This is a genomic window from Stenotrophomonas sp. GD04024, assembly GCF_029837545.1.
Taxonomy (GTDB): Bacteria; Pseudomonadota; Gammaproteobacteria; order Xanthomonadales; family Xanthomonadaceae; genus Stenotrophomonas; species Stenotrophomonas forensis.
Genome location: NZ_JAOEDV010000016.1, coordinates 63,089 through 79,175 on the forward strand (window position 1 = coordinate 63,089; position 16,087 = coordinate 79,175).

Annotated in this window: 14 protein-coding genes and 1 tRNA gene; 2 read left to right on the forward strand and 13 right to left on the reverse strand. The window is 66.2% G+C overall.

Going from position 1 to position 16,087, the window contains the following annotated elements; translation table 11 throughout:
• Positions 1–44 precede the first annotated feature (44 nt).
• Positions 45–974, reverse strand: a complete 930-nt coding sequence (locus N7590_RS07800; protein ID WP_053510142.1) for a helix-turn-helix transcriptional regulator — start codon at positions 972–974, stop codon at positions 45–47.
• A gap of 144 nt (positions 975–1,118) precedes the next feature.
• On the opposite strand from N7590_RS07800, the gene N7590_RS07805 reads away from it, so the two are divergent.
• Both N7590_RS07805 and N7590_RS07810 read left to right on the forward strand, forming a co-directional pair.
• A complete protein-coding gene (locus tag N7590_RS07805; protein ID WP_164242181.1) occupies positions 1,119–3,449 on the forward strand; it encodes a TonB-dependent receptor in 2,331 nt (776 codons plus the stop codon).
• Positions 3,450–3,478: 29 nt separating this feature from the next.
• Positions 3,479–4,018 (forward strand): DUF4189 domain-containing protein, encoded by a 540-nt coding sequence (locus N7590_RS07810; RefSeq protein WP_238581865.1) that lies wholly within the window; start codon positions 3,479–3,481, stop codon positions 4,016–4,018.
• A 90-nt stretch (positions 4,019–4,108) separates the two neighbouring features.
• Here N7590_RS07810 and N7590_RS07815 read toward each other — a convergent pair.
• From N7590_RS07815 to folP, 12 genes are all read right to left on the reverse strand, one after another.
• Positions 4,109–4,201: transfer RNA gene (locus N7590_RS07815), tRNA-Ser, on the reverse strand.
• Positions 4,202–4,279: 78 nt separating this feature from the next.
• Positions 4,280–4,483 (reverse strand): carbon storage regulator CsrA, encoded by a 204-nt coding sequence (gene csrA, locus N7590_RS07820; RefSeq protein WP_006432031.1) that lies wholly within the window; start codon positions 4,481–4,483, stop codon positions 4,280–4,282.
• A gap of 147 nt (positions 4,484–4,630) precedes the next feature.
• Entirely contained in the window at positions 4,631–7,279 is a 2,649-nt protein-coding gene (gene alaS / locus N7590_RS07825) for an alanine--tRNA ligase (protein ID WP_164242179.1), read from the reverse strand.
• Between the two features lie 109 nt (positions 7,280–7,388).
• On the reverse strand, positions 7,389–7,880 hold the full coding sequence (gene recX / locus N7590_RS07830) for a recombination regulator RecX (RefSeq protein WP_164242177.1): 492 nt from the start codon (positions 7,878–7,880) through the stop codon (positions 7,389–7,391).
• A 110-nt stretch (positions 7,881–7,990) separates the two neighbouring features.
• On the reverse strand, positions 7,991–9,028 hold the full coding sequence (recA, locus tag N7590_RS07835) for a recombinase RecA (RefSeq protein WP_053449352.1): 1,038 nt from the start codon (positions 9,026–9,028) through the stop codon (positions 7,991–7,993).
• A gap of 204 nt (positions 9,029–9,232) precedes the next feature.
• A complete protein-coding gene (gene lexA / locus N7590_RS07840; protein WP_008267755.1) occupies positions 9,233–9,868 on the reverse strand; it encodes a transcriptional repressor LexA in 636 nt (211 codons plus the stop codon).
• A 208-nt stretch (positions 9,869–10,076) separates the two neighbouring features.
• The gene (gene ubiB / locus N7590_RS07845; protein ID WP_164085909.1) at positions 10,077–11,759 is read right to left on the reverse strand and encodes a 2-polyprenylphenol 6-hydroxylase; all 1,683 of its coding nucleotides are present in this window, start codon (positions 11,757–11,759) and stop codon (positions 10,077–10,079) included.
• Positions 11,760–11,793: 34 nt separating this feature from the next.
• On the reverse strand, positions 11,794–12,288 hold the full coding sequence (locus tag N7590_RS07850; protein WP_005409020.1) for a nicotinamide-nucleotide amidohydrolase family protein: 495 nt from the start codon (positions 12,286–12,288) through the stop codon (positions 11,794–11,796).
• Positions 12,289–12,410: 122 nt separating this feature from the next.
• Entirely contained in the window at positions 12,411–13,721 is a 1,311-nt protein-coding gene (hflX, locus tag N7590_RS07855) for a ribosome rescue GTPase HflX (RefSeq protein WP_049457707.1), read from the reverse strand.
• Between the two features lie 14 nt (positions 13,722–13,735).
• Positions 13,736–14,011 (reverse strand): RNA chaperone Hfq, encoded by a 276-nt coding sequence (hfq, locus tag N7590_RS07860; protein WP_004152891.1) that lies wholly within the window; start codon positions 14,009–14,011, stop codon positions 13,736–13,738.
• Positions 14,012–14,107: 96 nt separating this feature from the next.
• Positions 14,108–15,061 (reverse strand): tRNA (adenosine(37)-N6)-dimethylallyltransferase MiaA, encoded by a 954-nt coding sequence (gene miaA, locus N7590_RS07865; RefSeq protein ID WP_053510134.1) that lies wholly within the window; start codon positions 15,059–15,061, stop codon positions 14,108–14,110.
• Complete coding sequence (gene folP / locus N7590_RS07870; protein WP_053510136.1) at positions 15,061–15,957, reverse strand: dihydropteroate synthase; 897 nt, start codon at positions 15,955–15,957, stop codon at positions 15,061–15,063. Before folP ends, miaA begins: the two co-directional genes overlap by 1 nt.
• Between the last annotated feature and the right edge of the window lie 130 nt (positions 15,958–16,087).

A 16,087-nucleotide genomic window follows, 5' to 3' on the forward strand; every position in this document is an offset into this window, starting at 1 on the left:
GCGGACGCAGCAGGTGTTTGCGCGCTGCCGGCGATGATCGAACGTCAGCGGAACCGGCTCGGTGCGATGCCATAGCGTGCACGGAACGCGGTCGCGAAATTGGTGGCATGCCGGTAGCCGGCGAAATGTGCGGCCTGCTGCACGCTGCAGCCCTGCCGGAGCTGCTCGCAGGCCCGCTGCAACCGATGTTCGCGCAGCCAGGCAAACACCGAGCATCGATACACCTGCAGGAACTTCAGGCGCAGGCTGCTGGGGCTCATGCAGGCCACGCGCGCCAGATCGTCCAGGCTGTGATCGGCGGCCGGCGCTGCCTGCAGGCAATCGATCACCCGCTGCAGCATGCGGCGATCGCGCGCGGACACGCCCAGCTCCAATGCAGCATTGCGTACAGGCGCGCCCAGGGACAGTGCCAGCATCTGCAGGCCCACGCCCTCGCACAGCAGCGCATGCATCGCGCCGTCCCAGACACCCGACAGCAGCTGGTCGGCCGCGTGCCCCAGATGCGCGGGTACCTGCCAGCTATGCAACGGCCGGCCGTCGGAGCGGTGCGCGGACAGCAGTTCGTTGATCACCGGGTCATCCAGCGGCGCCGATGCGTCCAGCGAGACATTCAGGCTGCGCATGCGCTGCCCCGCGGGGTGGATCGCGGTCATGGGCGCCGCATCGGCCAGTATCCTCGCGCCCGCGCCCGGGCGCATTCCGATCTGCGCCTGCCCTGACAGGCGAGCACCGGCGCAGCCTTCCAGCATCACGATGGCCGAGAACGCCGGCGGCACTTCCGAGATCGCCTCGAAGGTCTGGTGCGCAACCACATCCGACAGCGCCAGGGTCAAGCCCGGGCGCAGGCAGCGCTGCTCCACCCTGCCCTCGACCACGCAGGGTTCGCCAGCAACGGCAAGCGGTTCCGGCAGTCGATAGCGGAAGCCGCTGCGGCGGCCCAGGCGGTCCAGGTCGGCAAGGGTGAGGGCATGCATGGAGTCACCGACGGAGGAGCGGACGTCGGCCATTCTCATATGAGAAACACTCTCATCTCCAGTCCCGCTGGCAAGGCCCATTCGCCCCTTGTCGATACAAATAGTTACGTTATAACATTTCACACTATTTTCACGGAGTGTGTCATGCGTCGCCATCTGCTTGCTGCCGCCATTCTGTTCGCCGTCCACACCGCCCACGCCGCGGACGAACCCACCCTTCCCACGCTTCAGGTCGAGGCCTCGAAGCCCTCGCGCATCGACAGCCGGGTCACCGTCGACAATCCACAGGCGCAGAACCGCACCCTCGGCGGCCTGCTCGAGCATGTCTCCGGCGTGCAGAACAGTGCGTTCGGACCGAACGCGGGCGCCCCGGTCATCCGCAGTCTCAGCGGCAACCGGGTTCAGATCCTGCAGGATGGCCAGTCCATCCTTGGCATGAATGCGATCAGCGGTGACATCAACATTCCCTTCGATCCACTGTTCGTGCGCAGTGTCACCGTCAACAAGTCCTCCGACACGGTGCGCTATGGCGGCAACGCGATCGGCGGCAGCGTGGAGGTCGACTCGGGCCTGATCTCGCGCAGCATGGAAGACAAGGACCAGTCGATGGAACTGGTCCTGCGCAAGGGCTTCAACGCCGCCGACGCGCAGGGCTTCCGCATGAACTTCAACAACCAGCGCAACATCTCCACCAACCTGCAAGTCTCGCGCCAGCGCATTTCCCACTACGACATCCCCGGCAACAGCAAGGCCAGCGTCTGCAACACCGCGCTGTTCCCCGCCACCGGCGGCGTCAACTCGGCGCTGGCCGACAGCTGCCAGAAGGAAGCGCGCGTCCAGCAGATCTACAACAAGGCCTCGCAGCCCTATATCGACCAGTTCATGACCGAGAACCCGGACTGGGCCGACGGTGACTTCTCCTTCTATACCAACAACCCGACCTCGGTCTGGCAGCGCCGCACCTACATCAACCCGGTCAACCCGGCCTATGTCCCCGGCACGCCCTCGTACGTGCAGAAGCAGATCAACAATGACGTGACCCCCGACTACCACCACCGGTTGGGCAACAGCTACTCACGCAATTCACAGGTGGCCGCCGGCTCGACCCTGTTCTTCGACCGCGGCTACGTCGGTGTCAGCATCGATGCCAAGGACAGCGAATACGGCGTGCCCGGCTTCTCGATGCAGAACCTGTCATTCGGCTCGAACTACGCCGATGGCCTGCCGGTGGGCGTGGTGATCAAGCAGCAGCGCTACGCGCTGGAAGCGCTGCTGCGCGATCCGCTGCCCTACTTCGAGCGTGCCGAACTGCGTGTCTCCAAGCTGGACAACACCTCGGGCGAACGACTCGGCGCGTCCAAGGCCAACGACTACGACTTCGAAAGCATCCAGGCCGAGCTGCTGCTCAGCCACCAGCGCGTCGGCGCGCTCAGCGGCATGCTCGGCCTCAGCCACCAGTCGCGTGATGTCACCGGCAGCGGCTCGCTGCGCTACCTGCCCGATGTCGATACCCGCAGCAATGCAGTGTTCCTGAAAGAGACGCTGGACTTCGGCTGGGCCACCTTCGATGCCGGCCTCCGTCATGAGCGTGTCGACCACACGCTGCAGCCCAGCCGCTTCAAGACCGCGCGCAATGCTGCCAACACGAAACTGCAGGACCGCGACTACCGGCTCAACAGCTACAGCCTCGGCTCGTACGTCGAGCTCGGCCCCTTGTTTGCCGCCAAGGTGCGCTACTCGTCCTCGCAGCGCGCACCGGAGATCAACGAGCTGTATGCCAGCAACGCGCACTATTCGGTGATGACCCAGGAGGAAGGCAACCAGAACCTGGAGCCGGAGCGCGCAAAGAACCTGGAGCTGACCGGCCTGTTCCACCTCGGCGGCTTCGAGCTGTCGGCCACCGCGTACCGGATGAAGTACCAGAACTACCTCTACCTTGGCTACTCGGGCCTGCAGACCGCCAACCGCCTGCCGCTGAAGTACTGGAAGCAGACCGACACCACGGTGAAGGGCTTCGAGATCGACGCTTCACAGGCGCTGGATCTCGGCCGCTATGGCACGTTGAACATCTCGGCCTTTGCCGACCTGGTGAAGAACAAGGCCGACCGCCCGGACGCGCTGCGCGCCCACAATGATGGCGAGTACCTGCCGAACATGCCGACCAACCGCTACGGCGCCAACCTGCAATGGCAACGCCAGGGCTGGAAGGCGCAGCTGTCCAGTACCTACTACGGCACGCAGAAGTACCTCGGCCGCAATGTCAGCGAGGAAATTCCGCTGGACGCGTTCAACCTGGTCGACCTGCAGGTCAGCCGCGAACTGCCGGTGCGCAACAGCTACATCGCCGGCATGGAAGTGTTCGTCAACGGCAGCAACCTGCTCAACGAGGAAGCGCGCCCGCACAACTCGCCGTTGAAGTACATCGCCCCGCTGCCGGGGCGTGGCTTCCAGGTGGGTGTGACGGTCAGGCTCTGAGCCCGGGCGGAAGGAGAAGCGGCCTGCGGGTGGATTACCTGCAGGCACCCGGCACGGCGACGCGCCGGGTTGCGTCGCGAACCCGGGTTGATCCACCATCCGTCGAAAAGGAGATGGCGATGAACTGGAAGCAAGCGATTTCCCTTGGGGTGTTGTTGACCATCACCTCGGGGGCAGGTGCCGCATCTGCGATCACCTACGACAAGGATGGCCGCTACGGCTACTCGATGAACCAGCATTCCCTTACCACCGCGATGCAGCAGTCGCTGCACTACTGCGCGCTGCAATCGCGCAATTGTGGCCAGTCTGCCAGCACGACCAGCGAAGGCTATTCGGCCATCGCGACGGGCACGGTTGCGTTGGGCTTTGCACTGGGTGAGAAGACTGCGGACGCCGCGCAGCGCAAGGCCGAAAGAATGTGCAGGGAGCGCGCCAACGACTGCACGCTTGCCTTGTTGTGGCGCGAAACCCCACCGCGTGATCTCGAGCCGCCACAGCGTCCTGCTGCCGCCGCTCCGGCACCTGCAACGACGCCTGCTGCAGTACCTGCCATCCGTAGCGATCACTAAGGACAGGCAGCCCCGCGCAGGCTGCACCTTCGAACACCGGACAAAGAAAAACGCCTGCAGATCGAGGATCTGCAGGCGCTTCTTTGTATCTGGCGGAGTGAGAGGGATTCGAACCCTCGATAGAGCTTTTGACCCTATACTCCCTTAGCAGGGGAGCCCCTTCGGCCACTCGGGCATCACTCCGGGGTATTCACCGCGTCTGGTGCGTTGCACCTCAGCGGGGCGTGAATCATAACGTTAATCGAGTGCGAAGGTAAAGCGTTATTCGGCAGAATTTTCGCTACCGGCGCCACCGGCTTCGTCACCGCGCTGGATGCGCTGATAGATCTCTTCGCGATGCACAGCGACGTCCTTCGGCGCGGTGATGCCGATACGCACCTGGTTACCCTTGACGCCAAGCACGGTGACGCTCACCGAGTCACCGATCATCAGGGTTTCGCCGACGCGGCGAGTCAGGATCAACATTTTTGCAAGTCTCCATGGAACCGTGTGGAAGGGTATCCCCCACCGGCTTGACGCTCCGTCAAGAAGCGCTACCACGACAAAGGGAAAAGATTCGCAATGGTACCGTCAGCCGTCCCGCTCCTACAAGGAGGGGGACGGCCGGGTTCATCACAGGCGGGGGCTGACCCATTCGACAACTGCAGCCAGCGCAGTGGCAAGGGCGGGCCCGTCCTCGCCACCACCCTGGGCGAGGTCCGGGCGTCCGCCGCCCTTGCCCCCGATCTGACCGGCGATATGGGACAACAGTTCCCCGGCCTTGACCTTGCCCATTGCGCTGCCGTTCACACCCGCAACCAGGGCCGCCTTGCCGTCCTGGGCGCCGGCCAGCACGATCACCGCGTCGCCCAGCTGCTGCTTCAGGCGGTCCATGGCGTCACGCAGGGACTTGGCGTCGAAGCCTTCCAGGCGGGCGGCCAGCACCTTCACACCGGCGACCTCAACGGCCTGGCCGGACAGGTCGGCGGTGGCACCGGCCGCGACCTTGGCCTTCACGGCTTCCAGCTCGCGCTCCAGCTGCTTCTGGCGCTGGCCGAGGGCGCGGATCTTCTCGACCACGTCACCGGCGCTGCCACCGAGCAGCTCGGCGGCTTCAGCCAGGCGTGCCTCTTCGGCGTCCACGTAGTCCAGGGCGCCCTGGCCGGTGACCGCCTCGATGCGGCGCACGCCGGCGGAAACACCGCCCTCGGAGGTGATCTTGAACAGGCCGATATCGCCGGTACGGTTGACGTGGGTACCGCCGCACAGCTCGGTGGAGTAGTCACCCATCTTCAGCACGCGCACGTGCTCACCGTACTTCTCGCCGAACAGGGCCATCGCGCCGAAGTCCAGCGCCTCCTGCATGGCCATGGTGTGCACTTCGGCGGCATTGTTGGCGCGCACCTGCTGGTTGACCTTGCGCTCGATCACCGCCAGCTCATCAGCGCTGATCGGCTGGAAGTGCGAGAAGTCGAAACGCAGGCGGTCCGGCGCGACCAGCGAGCCCTTCTGCTGCACATGGGTGCCCAGCACTTCGCGCAGGGCGGCGTGCAGCAGGTGGGTCGCCGAGTGGTTGAGGATGGTGGCGCCGCGACGCTCGCCGTCAACCTGGCCGGACAGCACGTCGCCAACCTTCAGGCCACCTTCGGACAGCGTGCCGACGTGGCCATGGAACTGGCCAGCGAACTTCTGGGTGTCTTCCACCGCCAGGCGCACGCCGTTGCCGGTCAGCACGCCGGTGTCGCCGACCTGGCCGCCGGATTCGGCGTAGAACGGGGTCTGGTTGGTGATGACGATGACCGCATCACCGGCATCGGCCGACTGCACCGGACGACCGTCCTTGAGCAGCGCCAGCACGGTCAGGCCATCGGCCTGCAGGCGGTCATAGCCCAGGAACACGGTCGGGCTGAGGGTGGCTACCAGCTCCGCCGGCAGGGTCACGCCGCCGCCGAACTTGCCGGCCGCACGCGCGGTCTCGCGCTGCTGCTCCATCGCGGCATCGAAGCCGGCGATGTCGACGGTCAGGTCGCGTTCGCGGGCGATGTCCTGGGTCAGGTCGAGCGGGAAACCGTAGGTGTCGTACAGGCGGAAGGCGTCAACGCCCGGGATCACGCCATTGCTGGCTTTGCCAGCCACGTCCTCGAAGATCTTCATGCCGGCGTCGAGGGTTTCAGCGAAACGCTCTTCCTCGGCCTGCAGCGCACGGGTAACGGTGTCCACCGCCGCCGGCAGTTCCGGATAGGCCTCGCCCATCTGCTCGACCAGGGTCGGCACCAGCTTGCTGAAGAACGGCTGGCGCACGCCCAGCATCCAGCCATGGCGCAGGGCGCGGCGGATGATACGGCGCAGCACGTAACCGCGGCCTTCGTTGGACGGCAGCACGCCGTCGACGATCAGGAACGAACAGGCGCGGATGTGATCGGCGATCACGCGCAGCGACTTGTTCTCCAGGTCGGCCGTACCGGTCAGCTCCGACGCCTTGCGGATCAGCGCCTGGAACAGGTCGATCTCATAGTTGGTATGCACGTGCTGCAGGATCGCCGCCAGGCGCTCCAGGCCCATGCCGGTATCCACGCACGGCGCCGGCAGCGGCACCAGGGTGCCGTCGGGCTGGCGGTCGAACTGCATGAACACCAGGTTCCAGATTTCGATGAAGCGGTCGCCGTCCTCATCCGGGGAGCCCGGGGGGCCGCCGGCGATATGGTCGCCGTGGTCGTAGAAGATCTCGGTGCACGGGCCGCACGGACCCGTGTCGGCCATCTGCCAGAAGTTGTCCGAGGCGAACGGCGCGCCCTTGTTGTCACCGATGCGCACGATGCGCTCTTCCGGAATGCCGACCATGTCGCGCCACAGCGCGTACGCTTCGTCATCGGTCTGGTAGACAGTGACCAGCAGGCGCTCGGCCGGCAGCTTCCAGACCTGGGTCAGCAGCTCCCAGGCCCAGGCGATCGCGTCCTTCTTGAAGTAGTCGCCGAATGACCAGTTGCCCAGCATTTCGAAAAAGGTGTGGTGACGTGCGGTGTAACCCACCTGGTCGAGGTCGTTGTGCTTGCCGCCCGCCCGCAGGCAGCGCTGGACGTCGGCCGCGCGTACGTAGCTGCGCTTCTCCGCGCCAAGGAACACGTCCTTGAACTGCACCATGCCGGAGTTGGTGAACAGCAGGGTCGGATCGTTGCCCGGCACCAGCGGCGCCGACGGCACGATGGTGTGGCCTTTGCCCTTGAAGAATTCAAGGAAATCGCTGCGGATCTGGGAGGTCGTGAATTTGGCGGATGCGTTCATTGAGGGCTGGCAGTCTGCGGGCCGGCGGACCCGGACCACCGGCCACATTGGCCAGGGTCGCAAGGGACCGCCGAAAACCTAAAGGGTATCAGGCCCGGCGCCGCCAGTCTCAGTCATCCGGGTCGTAGCGGGTCGCGCGGCGGATGCTGTCGCCGTCAAAGCCACGTCTGGCCAACAGATCGGCGGCCTTGCGCCGCTGCGTCAGGTCCTGCGGGCCAGCCTCGCCGAAGCGGCGGCGGACCAGATCACGGGCGTTTTCCTGCCAGTCACCCTCATAGCTGTCCATCGCCGCAGCAATCGCAGCACTGTCCAGCCCATGGGTGCCCAGCTCGGCGCGGACATGGATCGGCCCGTAGCCGGTGTTGGCGCGCATCCGCACCAGGTTCTCGGCAAAACGGGTGTCGTCCTGCCAGCCCGCCTCGGTCAGCTTGGCCACGGCAGCCTGCGCGGCTTCGCCTTCGATGCCACGGGCGGTCAGCTTGCGGGTCAGCTCCCTGCGCGAATGCTCACGGCGGACCAGCAGGCCCAGCGCGCGTTGCACGGGCGTCTGCTCACGTGGCCGGCGCTTGCGGCCGGTGGGAATATCGTCGGAGTCGGACATCGGTGCTCCAAGGGTGGCGCCGTCCGTGGCGCCCTGCCCATCCCTGGGCGATTCGAACCTGCGAGGCAGGGCGACGTCACTGACGGCGCCGCCCTGCCCCACAGCAAGCCTTACTCGTCGTCGCCGTCGTCGTCGCCTTCCTCGCGGGCGGCTTCAGTCGGCTGGAACTTCTCGCGCAGCTCGGCTTCGAGCTTGGCGGCGACGGTCGGGTTGTCACGCAGGTAACCGCGGGCGTTGTCCTTGCCCTGGCCGATGCGTTCCTCACCGTAGCTGTACCAGGCGCCGGCCTTCTCGACCAACTTGGCCTCCACGCCCATGTCGATCAGTTCGCCTTCGCGGCTGATGCCCTCGCCGTACAGGATCTCGGTGATGACCTGCTTGAACGGCGGTGCCAGCTTGTTCTTGACGACCTTGATCTTGGTCTGGTTGCCGATGATCTCGTCGCCCTTCTTGATCGCGCCGATGCGGCGGATGTCCAGGCGGACCGAGGCATAGAACTTCAGCGCGTTACCACCGGTGGTGGTTTCCGGGCTCTGGCCCGGCATCATCACGCCGATCTTCATGCGCAACTGGTTGATGAAGATCACCAGCGTATTGGAGCGCTTGATGTTGCCGGTCAGCTTGCGCAGCGCCTGGCTCATCAGGCGGGCCTGCAGGCCCGGCAGCTGGTCGCCCATCTCGCCTTCGATTTCGGCCTTCGGGGTCAGCGCGGCGACCGAGTCGATCACCAGGATGTCCACCGAGCCCGAACGGACCAGCATGTCAGCGATTTCCAGCGCCTGCTCACCGGTATCCGGCTGCGACAGCAGCAGGTCATCCACGTTCACGCCCAGCTTGCCGGCGTAGATCGGGTCCAGTGCATGCTCGGCGTCGATGAAGGCCGCCGTGCCGCCCAGCTTCTGGCATTCGGCGATGGCCTGCAGGGTCAGAGTGGTCTTGCCCGAGGATTCCGGCCCGTAGATCTCAACGACACGGCCCTTCGGCAGGCCGCCAATGCCCAGTGCGATGTCGAGCATCAGCGAACCGGTCGGGATGGCTTCGACGGGCTCGACCACGCGGTCGCCCATGCGCATCACCGAGCCCTTGCCGAACTGCTTCTCGATCTGGCCCAGAGCTGCAGCGAGGGCGCGCTTCTTGTTCTCGTCCATCGGTTGGGTCCTTGCAGAGGTGATGTCGTTGGAGGTGCTGTCTTTGGGGGTCTTCTTTGCCATGGGCTCACTTTAAGTCGGACGTATCGCACAGGCTGAGATTCTGCCCGGCGCTCTGAAAAGAATTATCGGACATCCGTACCAACCTCAGTGGAACCAGAGAATCGCCACAAAAGACCGCGGGGAAATGCAATGCGGAACGGGTCAACGGTTGGGGCGCAGCAGGCCGCAATAGAGGCCTTCGATCGCAAAGTCCTGATCCGGCAGCACTTCGATCGGCCTGTAATCGGGGTTGCGCGGCAGCAGGCGGATGCGGTCCTTGGCGATCTTCAGCAGCTTGACCGTGATCTCGTCATCGATGCGGGCTACCACGATCTGCCCGGAATGGGCGTCACGGGTACGGTGCACGCCGATCAGGTCACCGTCGAAGATGCCCTCGTCGATCATCGAATCGCCCTGCACCTTCAGCAGGTAGTCCGGCGCCGGCGAGAAGAACACGCGGTCCAGCACCACGAAATCGTCCGAGCCGATATCGGCACCGATCGGCAGGCCGGCCGCCACCCGGCCCAGCACCGGCAGACGCAGCACGCTGTCGGGCAGGCCCGGCTCGGCCAGCTTCTCGACCGGCGGGGCCTGCACCAGGCGGATGCCACGGGCCTGGCCCGGGATGCGACGGATCGCACCGGCCTGCTCCAAGGCTTCCAGGTGGTACTGGGCTGCGCGCACGCCCTTGAAGCCGAACGCACGTGCGATTTCAGTCTGCGACGGCGGTGCGCCTTCGCTCTCGATGCGCTCGGCGATCAACTGCAGGATCGCCTGCTGGGTGTCGGTCAGGTCCATGGTTAGTAGTATTACTACTAACGCTCAGGTCTGCAAGTGCCGGGTGCTACACGGGGTGACGCCTACCTGCGGGGCCGAGGCGTGGTCGGCAACCGTCGCCGGGCTTGGCCCGGCTGGTAAAGGCGAAAGCAGCCGACCAGCGGTCGGCTCTACAGGAATCGCGCAGCGATTCCGCGGTTCCCGGCGGGAACCGCTGCGGTAAACACACTCACGTGTGTTTACCGCTTCTCCATATCGAAAACAGGATCCAGACGCCGCAGAAGCCGGCGCCGATGAAGCCGCACACGCCCAGTGCCAGCAGCCAGCGGCTGGAGACGCCGCCCACGCTGTGCATCACGATCGACGAGCCGATGATCAGGGCGGCGGTGACGATGCCCATCACCAGCCGGTTCGCCGCGCGGTTCACCTGTTCGCCGAAACCCTGCAATGCCGTGGTTTCCACCTTCAGCTGGAGGCGGCCACGGCGGGCGGCCTGCACCAGCTTGCGCAGGTCGCGCGGCAGCTCACCGGCGAAATCGACCAGGCCCAGCAGGCTGCGCCGGCCGCGCTTGAGCAGCGCCTTTGGCGCATAGCGCTGCAACACCACCCGCTCCAGGAATGGGCGCGCGGCGCTGGCCATGTCGAAATCCGGATCCAGCTGGCGGCCCATGCCTTCCAGGGTCAGGAACGCCTTGATCATCAGCGCCAGGTCGGCCGGCAGGGTCAGGCTGTAGCTGCGCAGCAGCTGGGTGATGTCGCCCAGCATCAGCCCGATGCGCAGGTCCTTCAACGGCACACCGCGGTACTGGTCGACGAACTGGCTGATGTCATGCTGCAGCCGGTTCTCATCCACCTCCACCCCACCGGCCCAGTCCAGCAGCACGTCGGCCACGCTCTGCGGGTCCTGCTCGACCAGCCCGTGCAGCAACTGTGCGACCTGGAAGCGACGCACTTCCGACAGCGCGCCGACCATGCCGAAATCGATCACGCCGATGCGCCCGTCGCGCAGGTAGATGATGTTGCCGGGGTGCGGGTCGGCGTGGAAGCTTCCGTCCTCCAGCACCATCTTCAACACGATGTCGGCGCCGCGCCGTGCGAGTTCGCGGCGGTCCAGCCCCGCTGCATCGACGCCGGCGAGGTCGCGGCCGGGGATGCCGTCAACGAAGTCCTGCACGTTCAGGCTCTCGCAGGTCCACTGCCAGTGCACGCTGGGAATCAGGATGTCGCCGCGGCCCTTGAAATTGCGCGCGATGCGCTCGGCGTTGCGGCATTCGGCGGCGAAATCGAGCTCGCGGCGCAGTGACACGGTGAACTGCTGCACCACCTCGGCCGGACGATAGCGGCGCAGGTCCGGCAGGCGGGCTTCGACGATCTCGGCCAGGCGTGCCAGCAGCCGCAGGTCGGCCTCGACCACATCGCGGATACCGGGGCGACGTACCTTCAGCACCACCTCGCGACCGTCATGCAGCCGCGCACGATGGGCCTGCGCCAGCGAGGCGGCGGCCATCGGGGTTTCATCAAGGAAAGCGAATACCTCCGTGGGCGACGCGCCAAGGTCGGCCTCGAGCTGCTCGCGGATGTCCGCGTACGGCAACGCCGGCACTGCGTTCTGCAGTTCGGAGAGCTCGGCGATCCATTCCGGAGGCAGCAGGTCGACACGGGTCGCCAGCACCTGGCCGAGCTTGACGAAGGTCGGGCCGAGATCCTGCATCGCGCTGCGCACGCGCACCGGCGCCGTCATCCGCAGCAGTTCCTGCCGCTCCTCGTTCCAGTGCAGCAGGCGCCCTGCCCGTTCAAGCGTGGTGGCCAGGCCGATGCGCCGCACCACGTCGCCGAAGCCATAACGGATCAGGACAACAGCAATTTCCTGCAGTCGGCCCAGGTCACGGACCGTGCCCAGCGTTTCCCACATCATGCGTGCTCCGGACGATTACCGGAGCAGCATGTCACAGCTGGGCGTCGATACCGCGCAATGCCGCCGCTACGGTTTGCCGGCGGATGGCTTCGCGGTCGCCGTCGAACTGGAACAGCTCGGCGCGGGCGTAACCGCCACGGCGCTTCCAGCCGATCCAGACACTGCCGACCGGCTTGTCCGGGCTGCCACCGCCGGGGCCGGCGATCCCGGTCACCGCCACCGCAATGCCGGCACCGGAATTGACCAGGGCACCGGAGACCATTTCCAGCACCGTCTCGCGGCTGACCGCACCGAACTGCTCCAGGGTCTGCGCGCGCACGCCAAGCAGGCGCTGCTTGGCTTCATAGCTGTAGACCACCATGCCGCAGTCGAAGAACGCCGACGACCCGGCGATATCGGTCATGCACTTGGCGATCCAGCCACCGCTGCAGCTTTCAGCGGTCACCAGCTGCAGCGAGGCCTGCTGCAGGCGCTGCCCTAGCGCGGCGGACTGGGCGTTGAGATCGGCGTCGGTGGGGATGGACATCGGCATGACGGTGGGGTGAAGAACCTGCACGTTGTACCGCAGATGACAGGTTGATGTCGCGGGCCGGCGGCACGGTTGCGCTGCCGGCCAGCGGCCGGCACTACCGGGCCTTGGTCGCTACCTCACCACTCCGGCAGCTTTTCCGGCAACAGGGCGCGGATCGGCGCGCCGTCGGCACTGGCAGCCAGCTTCTCGGCTTCGGCGATCGGCAGGTCCACCTGCAGCAGCCAGCCCTCTTCATCGGCCTGCTCGCTGCGGATCACTTCCAGCTGATGCAGGCGCGCGCGCAGGCGGCCCGCATCGGGCGGCAGGCGCAGTTCACCGGTCACGTGCTGCAGGCCCAGGCGCTTGCCCAGCACTGCCTGCAGCAGGTCCAGGCCCCGCCCGTCACGCGCGGAAATCCATACCCGCTCGCGTCGCGATTCATCAGGAATACCGTCCTGGCCATCGTGACGGACGTCGGCACCGTCGATGCGGTCGATCTTGTTGAACACCAGCAGCTGCGGCAGATCACCAGCACCTACCGCGGTCAGCACCTCGTCGACCTGGGCGATGCGCTCCTCGCGATGCGGATCGGCGGCATCCACCACGTGCAGCAGGAAATCGGCTTCGCGCGCCTCAGACAGGGTCGAGCGGAACGCGGCAACCAGGTCATGCGGCAGATCGCGGACAAAGCCAACGGTATCGGCCAGCACCACGTTACCGCCGGGGACCGCAATGCGGCGCACGGTCGGGTCCAGCGTGGCAAACAGCTGGTCGGCGGCGTAGGCCTCGGCACCGGTCATGGCATTGAACAGGGTCGACTTGCCGGCGTTGGTGTAGCCCACCAGGGCCACGCGCGGCAGTTCGCTGCGCACGCGCGCACGGCGCATCTGGGTGCGCTGCACTTCCACCTTCTCCAAGCGCTTCTGCAGCTGCTCCACCCGCTTCTGCAACAGGCGGCGGTCGGTTTCCAGCTGGGTTTCACCCGGGCCGCGCAGGCCGATCGAACCGCCGCGCTGGCGCTCAAGGTGGGTCCAACCGCGTACCAGCCGCGTCGCCAGGTGACGCAGCTGCGCCAGCTCGACCTGCAGCTTGCCTTCGTGGCTGTGCGCACGCTGGGCAAAGATGTCCAAGATCAGGCCGGTCCGGTCGATCACCCGGCGCTCGAGGAAGCGTTCCAGGTTGCGCTCCTGGCCCGGGCTCAACGCATGGTTGACCAGGATCAGGTCGGCGCCGCTGGCATCGGCCGCCGCCTTGATCTCGTCAAGCTTGCCGCTGCCGATCAGGGTCGACGGGTTGGGACGGTCCAGGCGCGCGGTGATCGTCGCGGCGATGCTGGCCCCAGCCGAGCGGGCCAGATCACCGAACTCTTCCAGCACATCGTCTTCCAGCTTGCCGAAATGCGGCTGGATCAACAGGGCGTGTTCGCCCTTTTTCGAGCGGTCAAACATTCACCGCTCCGGTATTACTCGTCTGCTTCATCACCTGCCTGACCACCTTCACCCGATTGCACGTAACCACCGCCCGGACCGACCTTCACATTGCGTGCCGGGACGACCGTGGAAATGGCGTGCTTGTAGACCATCTGGCTGACCGTGTTGCGCAGCAGGACCACGAACTGGTCGAACGACTCGATCGTGCCCTGCAGCTTGATGCCGTTCACCAGGTACACCGAAACCGGCACGCGTTCGCGCCGCAGTGCATTCAAGAAAGGATCCTGCAGCGATTGCCCCTTGGACATTGCACACTCCTGATTATTGTTCTTATTGGGTTGCCGACGGTTGCCACGGCCCCCGAGCCGCCCGCCGTCCAATGATGTTACACGGCTGGCGGGGGTTCAGCGTGCGACGAAGGTCGACACCGCGCCGGCCAGTCGCTCGCTGTCGATATGGGGGTCGAACCAGCGCGCATCAAGCTCGCCACGCAGCCAGGTCAGCTGGCGCTTGGCCAGCTGGCGGGTGGCGAAGATCGCCTTGTCACGGAAACGGGCGGCATCCCCCTCCCCGTCCAGGTATTCCCAGGCCTGGCGGTAGCCGACTGCACGTACCGCAGGCAGGTCCAGGGGCGCCTGCACCCTGGCCATTTCCGGCATCGCGCGCAGTGCCCGCACCTCGTCGAGGAAGCCCTGTGCCAGCATGAGATCGAAGCGGGCCTCGATGCGCTGGTGCAGGACCGCGCGGTCACGCGGGGCCAGGATCAGCTTGAGGGTGCGCACCGGCAACGGCGCCACGCCCGGCCGGCGCTGCCATTCCGAGATGGGGGTACCGGTCAGGCGATAGACCTCCAGCGCCCGCTGGATGCGTTGCGGGTCGGTGGCATGGATGCGGGCAGCCGCGGCCGGATCGACCTTGGCCAGCTCGGCATGCAGCGCCGCCCAGCCACGCTCGGCCGCTTCGGCACTGAGCACTTCGCGCATTGCCGGGTCGGCTTCGGGCATCGGCGACAAGCCCTGCAGCAGGGCACGGAAGTACAGGCCGGTGCCACCAGCCAGGATCGGCGTTTTGCCGCGCCCCACGATATCGGCCACGACACGGCCGGCATCGGCGGCAAACTCGGCCGCCGAATAGGTCTGCCAGGGCTCGCGCAGGTCCAGCAGGTGATGCGGGGCCTGCGCGCGTTCGGCGGCATCGGGCTTGGCCGAACCGATGTCCAGGTGGCGGTACACCAGCGCCGAATCGACACTGACGATCTCGCCATCCAGCTGCCGGGCCAGGGCAATGGCCGTGGCCGTCTTGCCACTGGCCGTCGGCCCCATCACGGCGATCGCCAATGGCCGCCGGTCGATGCCCATCAGTCTTCGTCCGGCCAGCGGATCGACGGTGCGGCGTCGGTACGCGGCGTCGGCACGGCTTCCACGGCCTGCCAGATCTTCAGGGCATCGACCGTGGCCGCCACGTCATGCACGCGCACGATGCGCGCGCCGCGCTGCACCGCGATCAGGTGCGCAGCCACCGAAGCCGCCACCCGCTCGGACGGTGTGTCGCGACCGGTCAGTTCACCGAGACTGCGCTTGCGCGACAGGCCGGCCAGCATCGGCACACCCATTTCCAGGAAGCGCTCCGAGCGCGCCAGCAGGGTCATGTTGTGCGCGGTGGTCTTGCCGAAACCGAAGCCGAGATCGACCAGCAGGTTCTTCTTGGGAATGCCGGCCATTTCCGCAGCGAACAGGCGCTGCACGAGGAACCCGTGCACCTCGGCGACCACGTCGTCATAGTGCGGATCGGCCTGCATATGACCCGGCTCGCCCTGCATGTGCATCAGTATCACCGGCACGCCCGCCTCGGCAGCGGCATCGAGTGCGCCGTCCTGGCGCAGGCCGAAGATGTCGTTGATCATGCCGGCACCGGCGGCCACCGCCGCGCGCATCACCTCCGGCTTGAAGGTGTCGATGCTGATCGGCACCGTGGTGCGGGCGGCCAGCTGCTCGATTACCGGAATCACACGTCGCAGTTCTTCCTCGATCGATACCGGGGCAGCACCCGGGCGGGTGGATTCGCCACCGACGTCGAGCAGATCGGCGCCTTCCTCGACCAGCTTCAGGCCATGTGCGACCGCAGCCTCGGTGGTGTCGTGCGCGCCGCCGTCGGAGAACGAGTCCGGGGTGACGTTGACGATGCCCATGACCCGGGCACGGTCGAGGCGCAGGATGCGGCCGGCGCAATCGAGCTGGGGCGAGGTATCGAACATGGGCAATCCTGCAGGGACAACGGCGGGTAGTTTAGTTCGGCAGGGCGGCGCCCTGCACCCGCAGAGGCCAGAGCGACAGCAACAGCCAGAGCAACAGCGGGTCTACTGGGGAATGGCGGGGTGGGTCCGG

Coding starts and splice junctions, on each gene's coding strand:
- hflX (WP_049457707.1), bottom strand. CDS start 13,721: ATGTTTGACCGCTCGAAAAAGGGCGAACACGCCCTGTTGATCCAGCCG.
- N7590_RS07805 (WP_164242181.1), top strand. CDS start 1,119: ATGCGTCGCCATCTGCTTGCTGCCGCCATTCTGTTCGCCGTCCACACC.
- folP (WP_053510136.1), bottom strand. CDS start 15,957: ATGTTCGATACCTCGCCCCAGCTCGATTGCGCCGGCCGCATCCTGCGC.
- recX (WP_164242177.1), bottom strand. CDS start 7,880: ATGTCCGACTCCGACGATATTCCCACCGGCCGCAAGCGCCGGCCACGT.
- hfq (WP_004152891.1), bottom strand. CDS start 14,011: ATGTCCAAGGGGCAATCGCTGCAGGATCCTTTCTTGAATGCACTGCGG.
- lexA (WP_008267755.1), bottom strand. CDS start 9,868: ATGGACCTGACCGACACCCAGCAGGCGATCCTGCAGTTGATCGCCGAG.
- csrA (WP_006432031.1), bottom strand. CDS start 4,483: ATGTTGATCCTGACTCGCCGCGTCGGCGAAACCCTGATGATCGGTGAC.
- recA (WP_053449352.1), bottom strand. CDS start 9,028: ATGGACGAGAACAAGAAGCGCGCCCTCGCTGCAGCTCTGGGCCAGATC.
- ubiB (WP_164085909.1), bottom strand. CDS start 11,759: ATGTGGGAAACGCTGGGCACGGTCCGTGACCTGGGCCGACTGCAGGAA.
- N7590_RS07850 (WP_005409020.1), bottom strand. CDS start 12,288: ATGTCCATCCCCACCGACGCCGATCTCAACGCCCAGTCCGCCGCGCTA.
- alaS (WP_164242179.1), bottom strand. CDS start 7,279: ATGAACGCATCCGCCAAATTCACGACCTCCCAGATCCGCAGCGATTTC.
- miaA (WP_053510134.1), bottom strand. CDS start 15,061: ATGGGCATCGACCGGCGGCCATTGGCGATCGCCGTGATGGGGCCGACG.
- N7590_RS07800 (WP_053510142.1), bottom strand. CDS start 974: ATGCATGCCCTCACCCTTGCCGACCTGGACCGCCTGGGCCGCCGCAGC.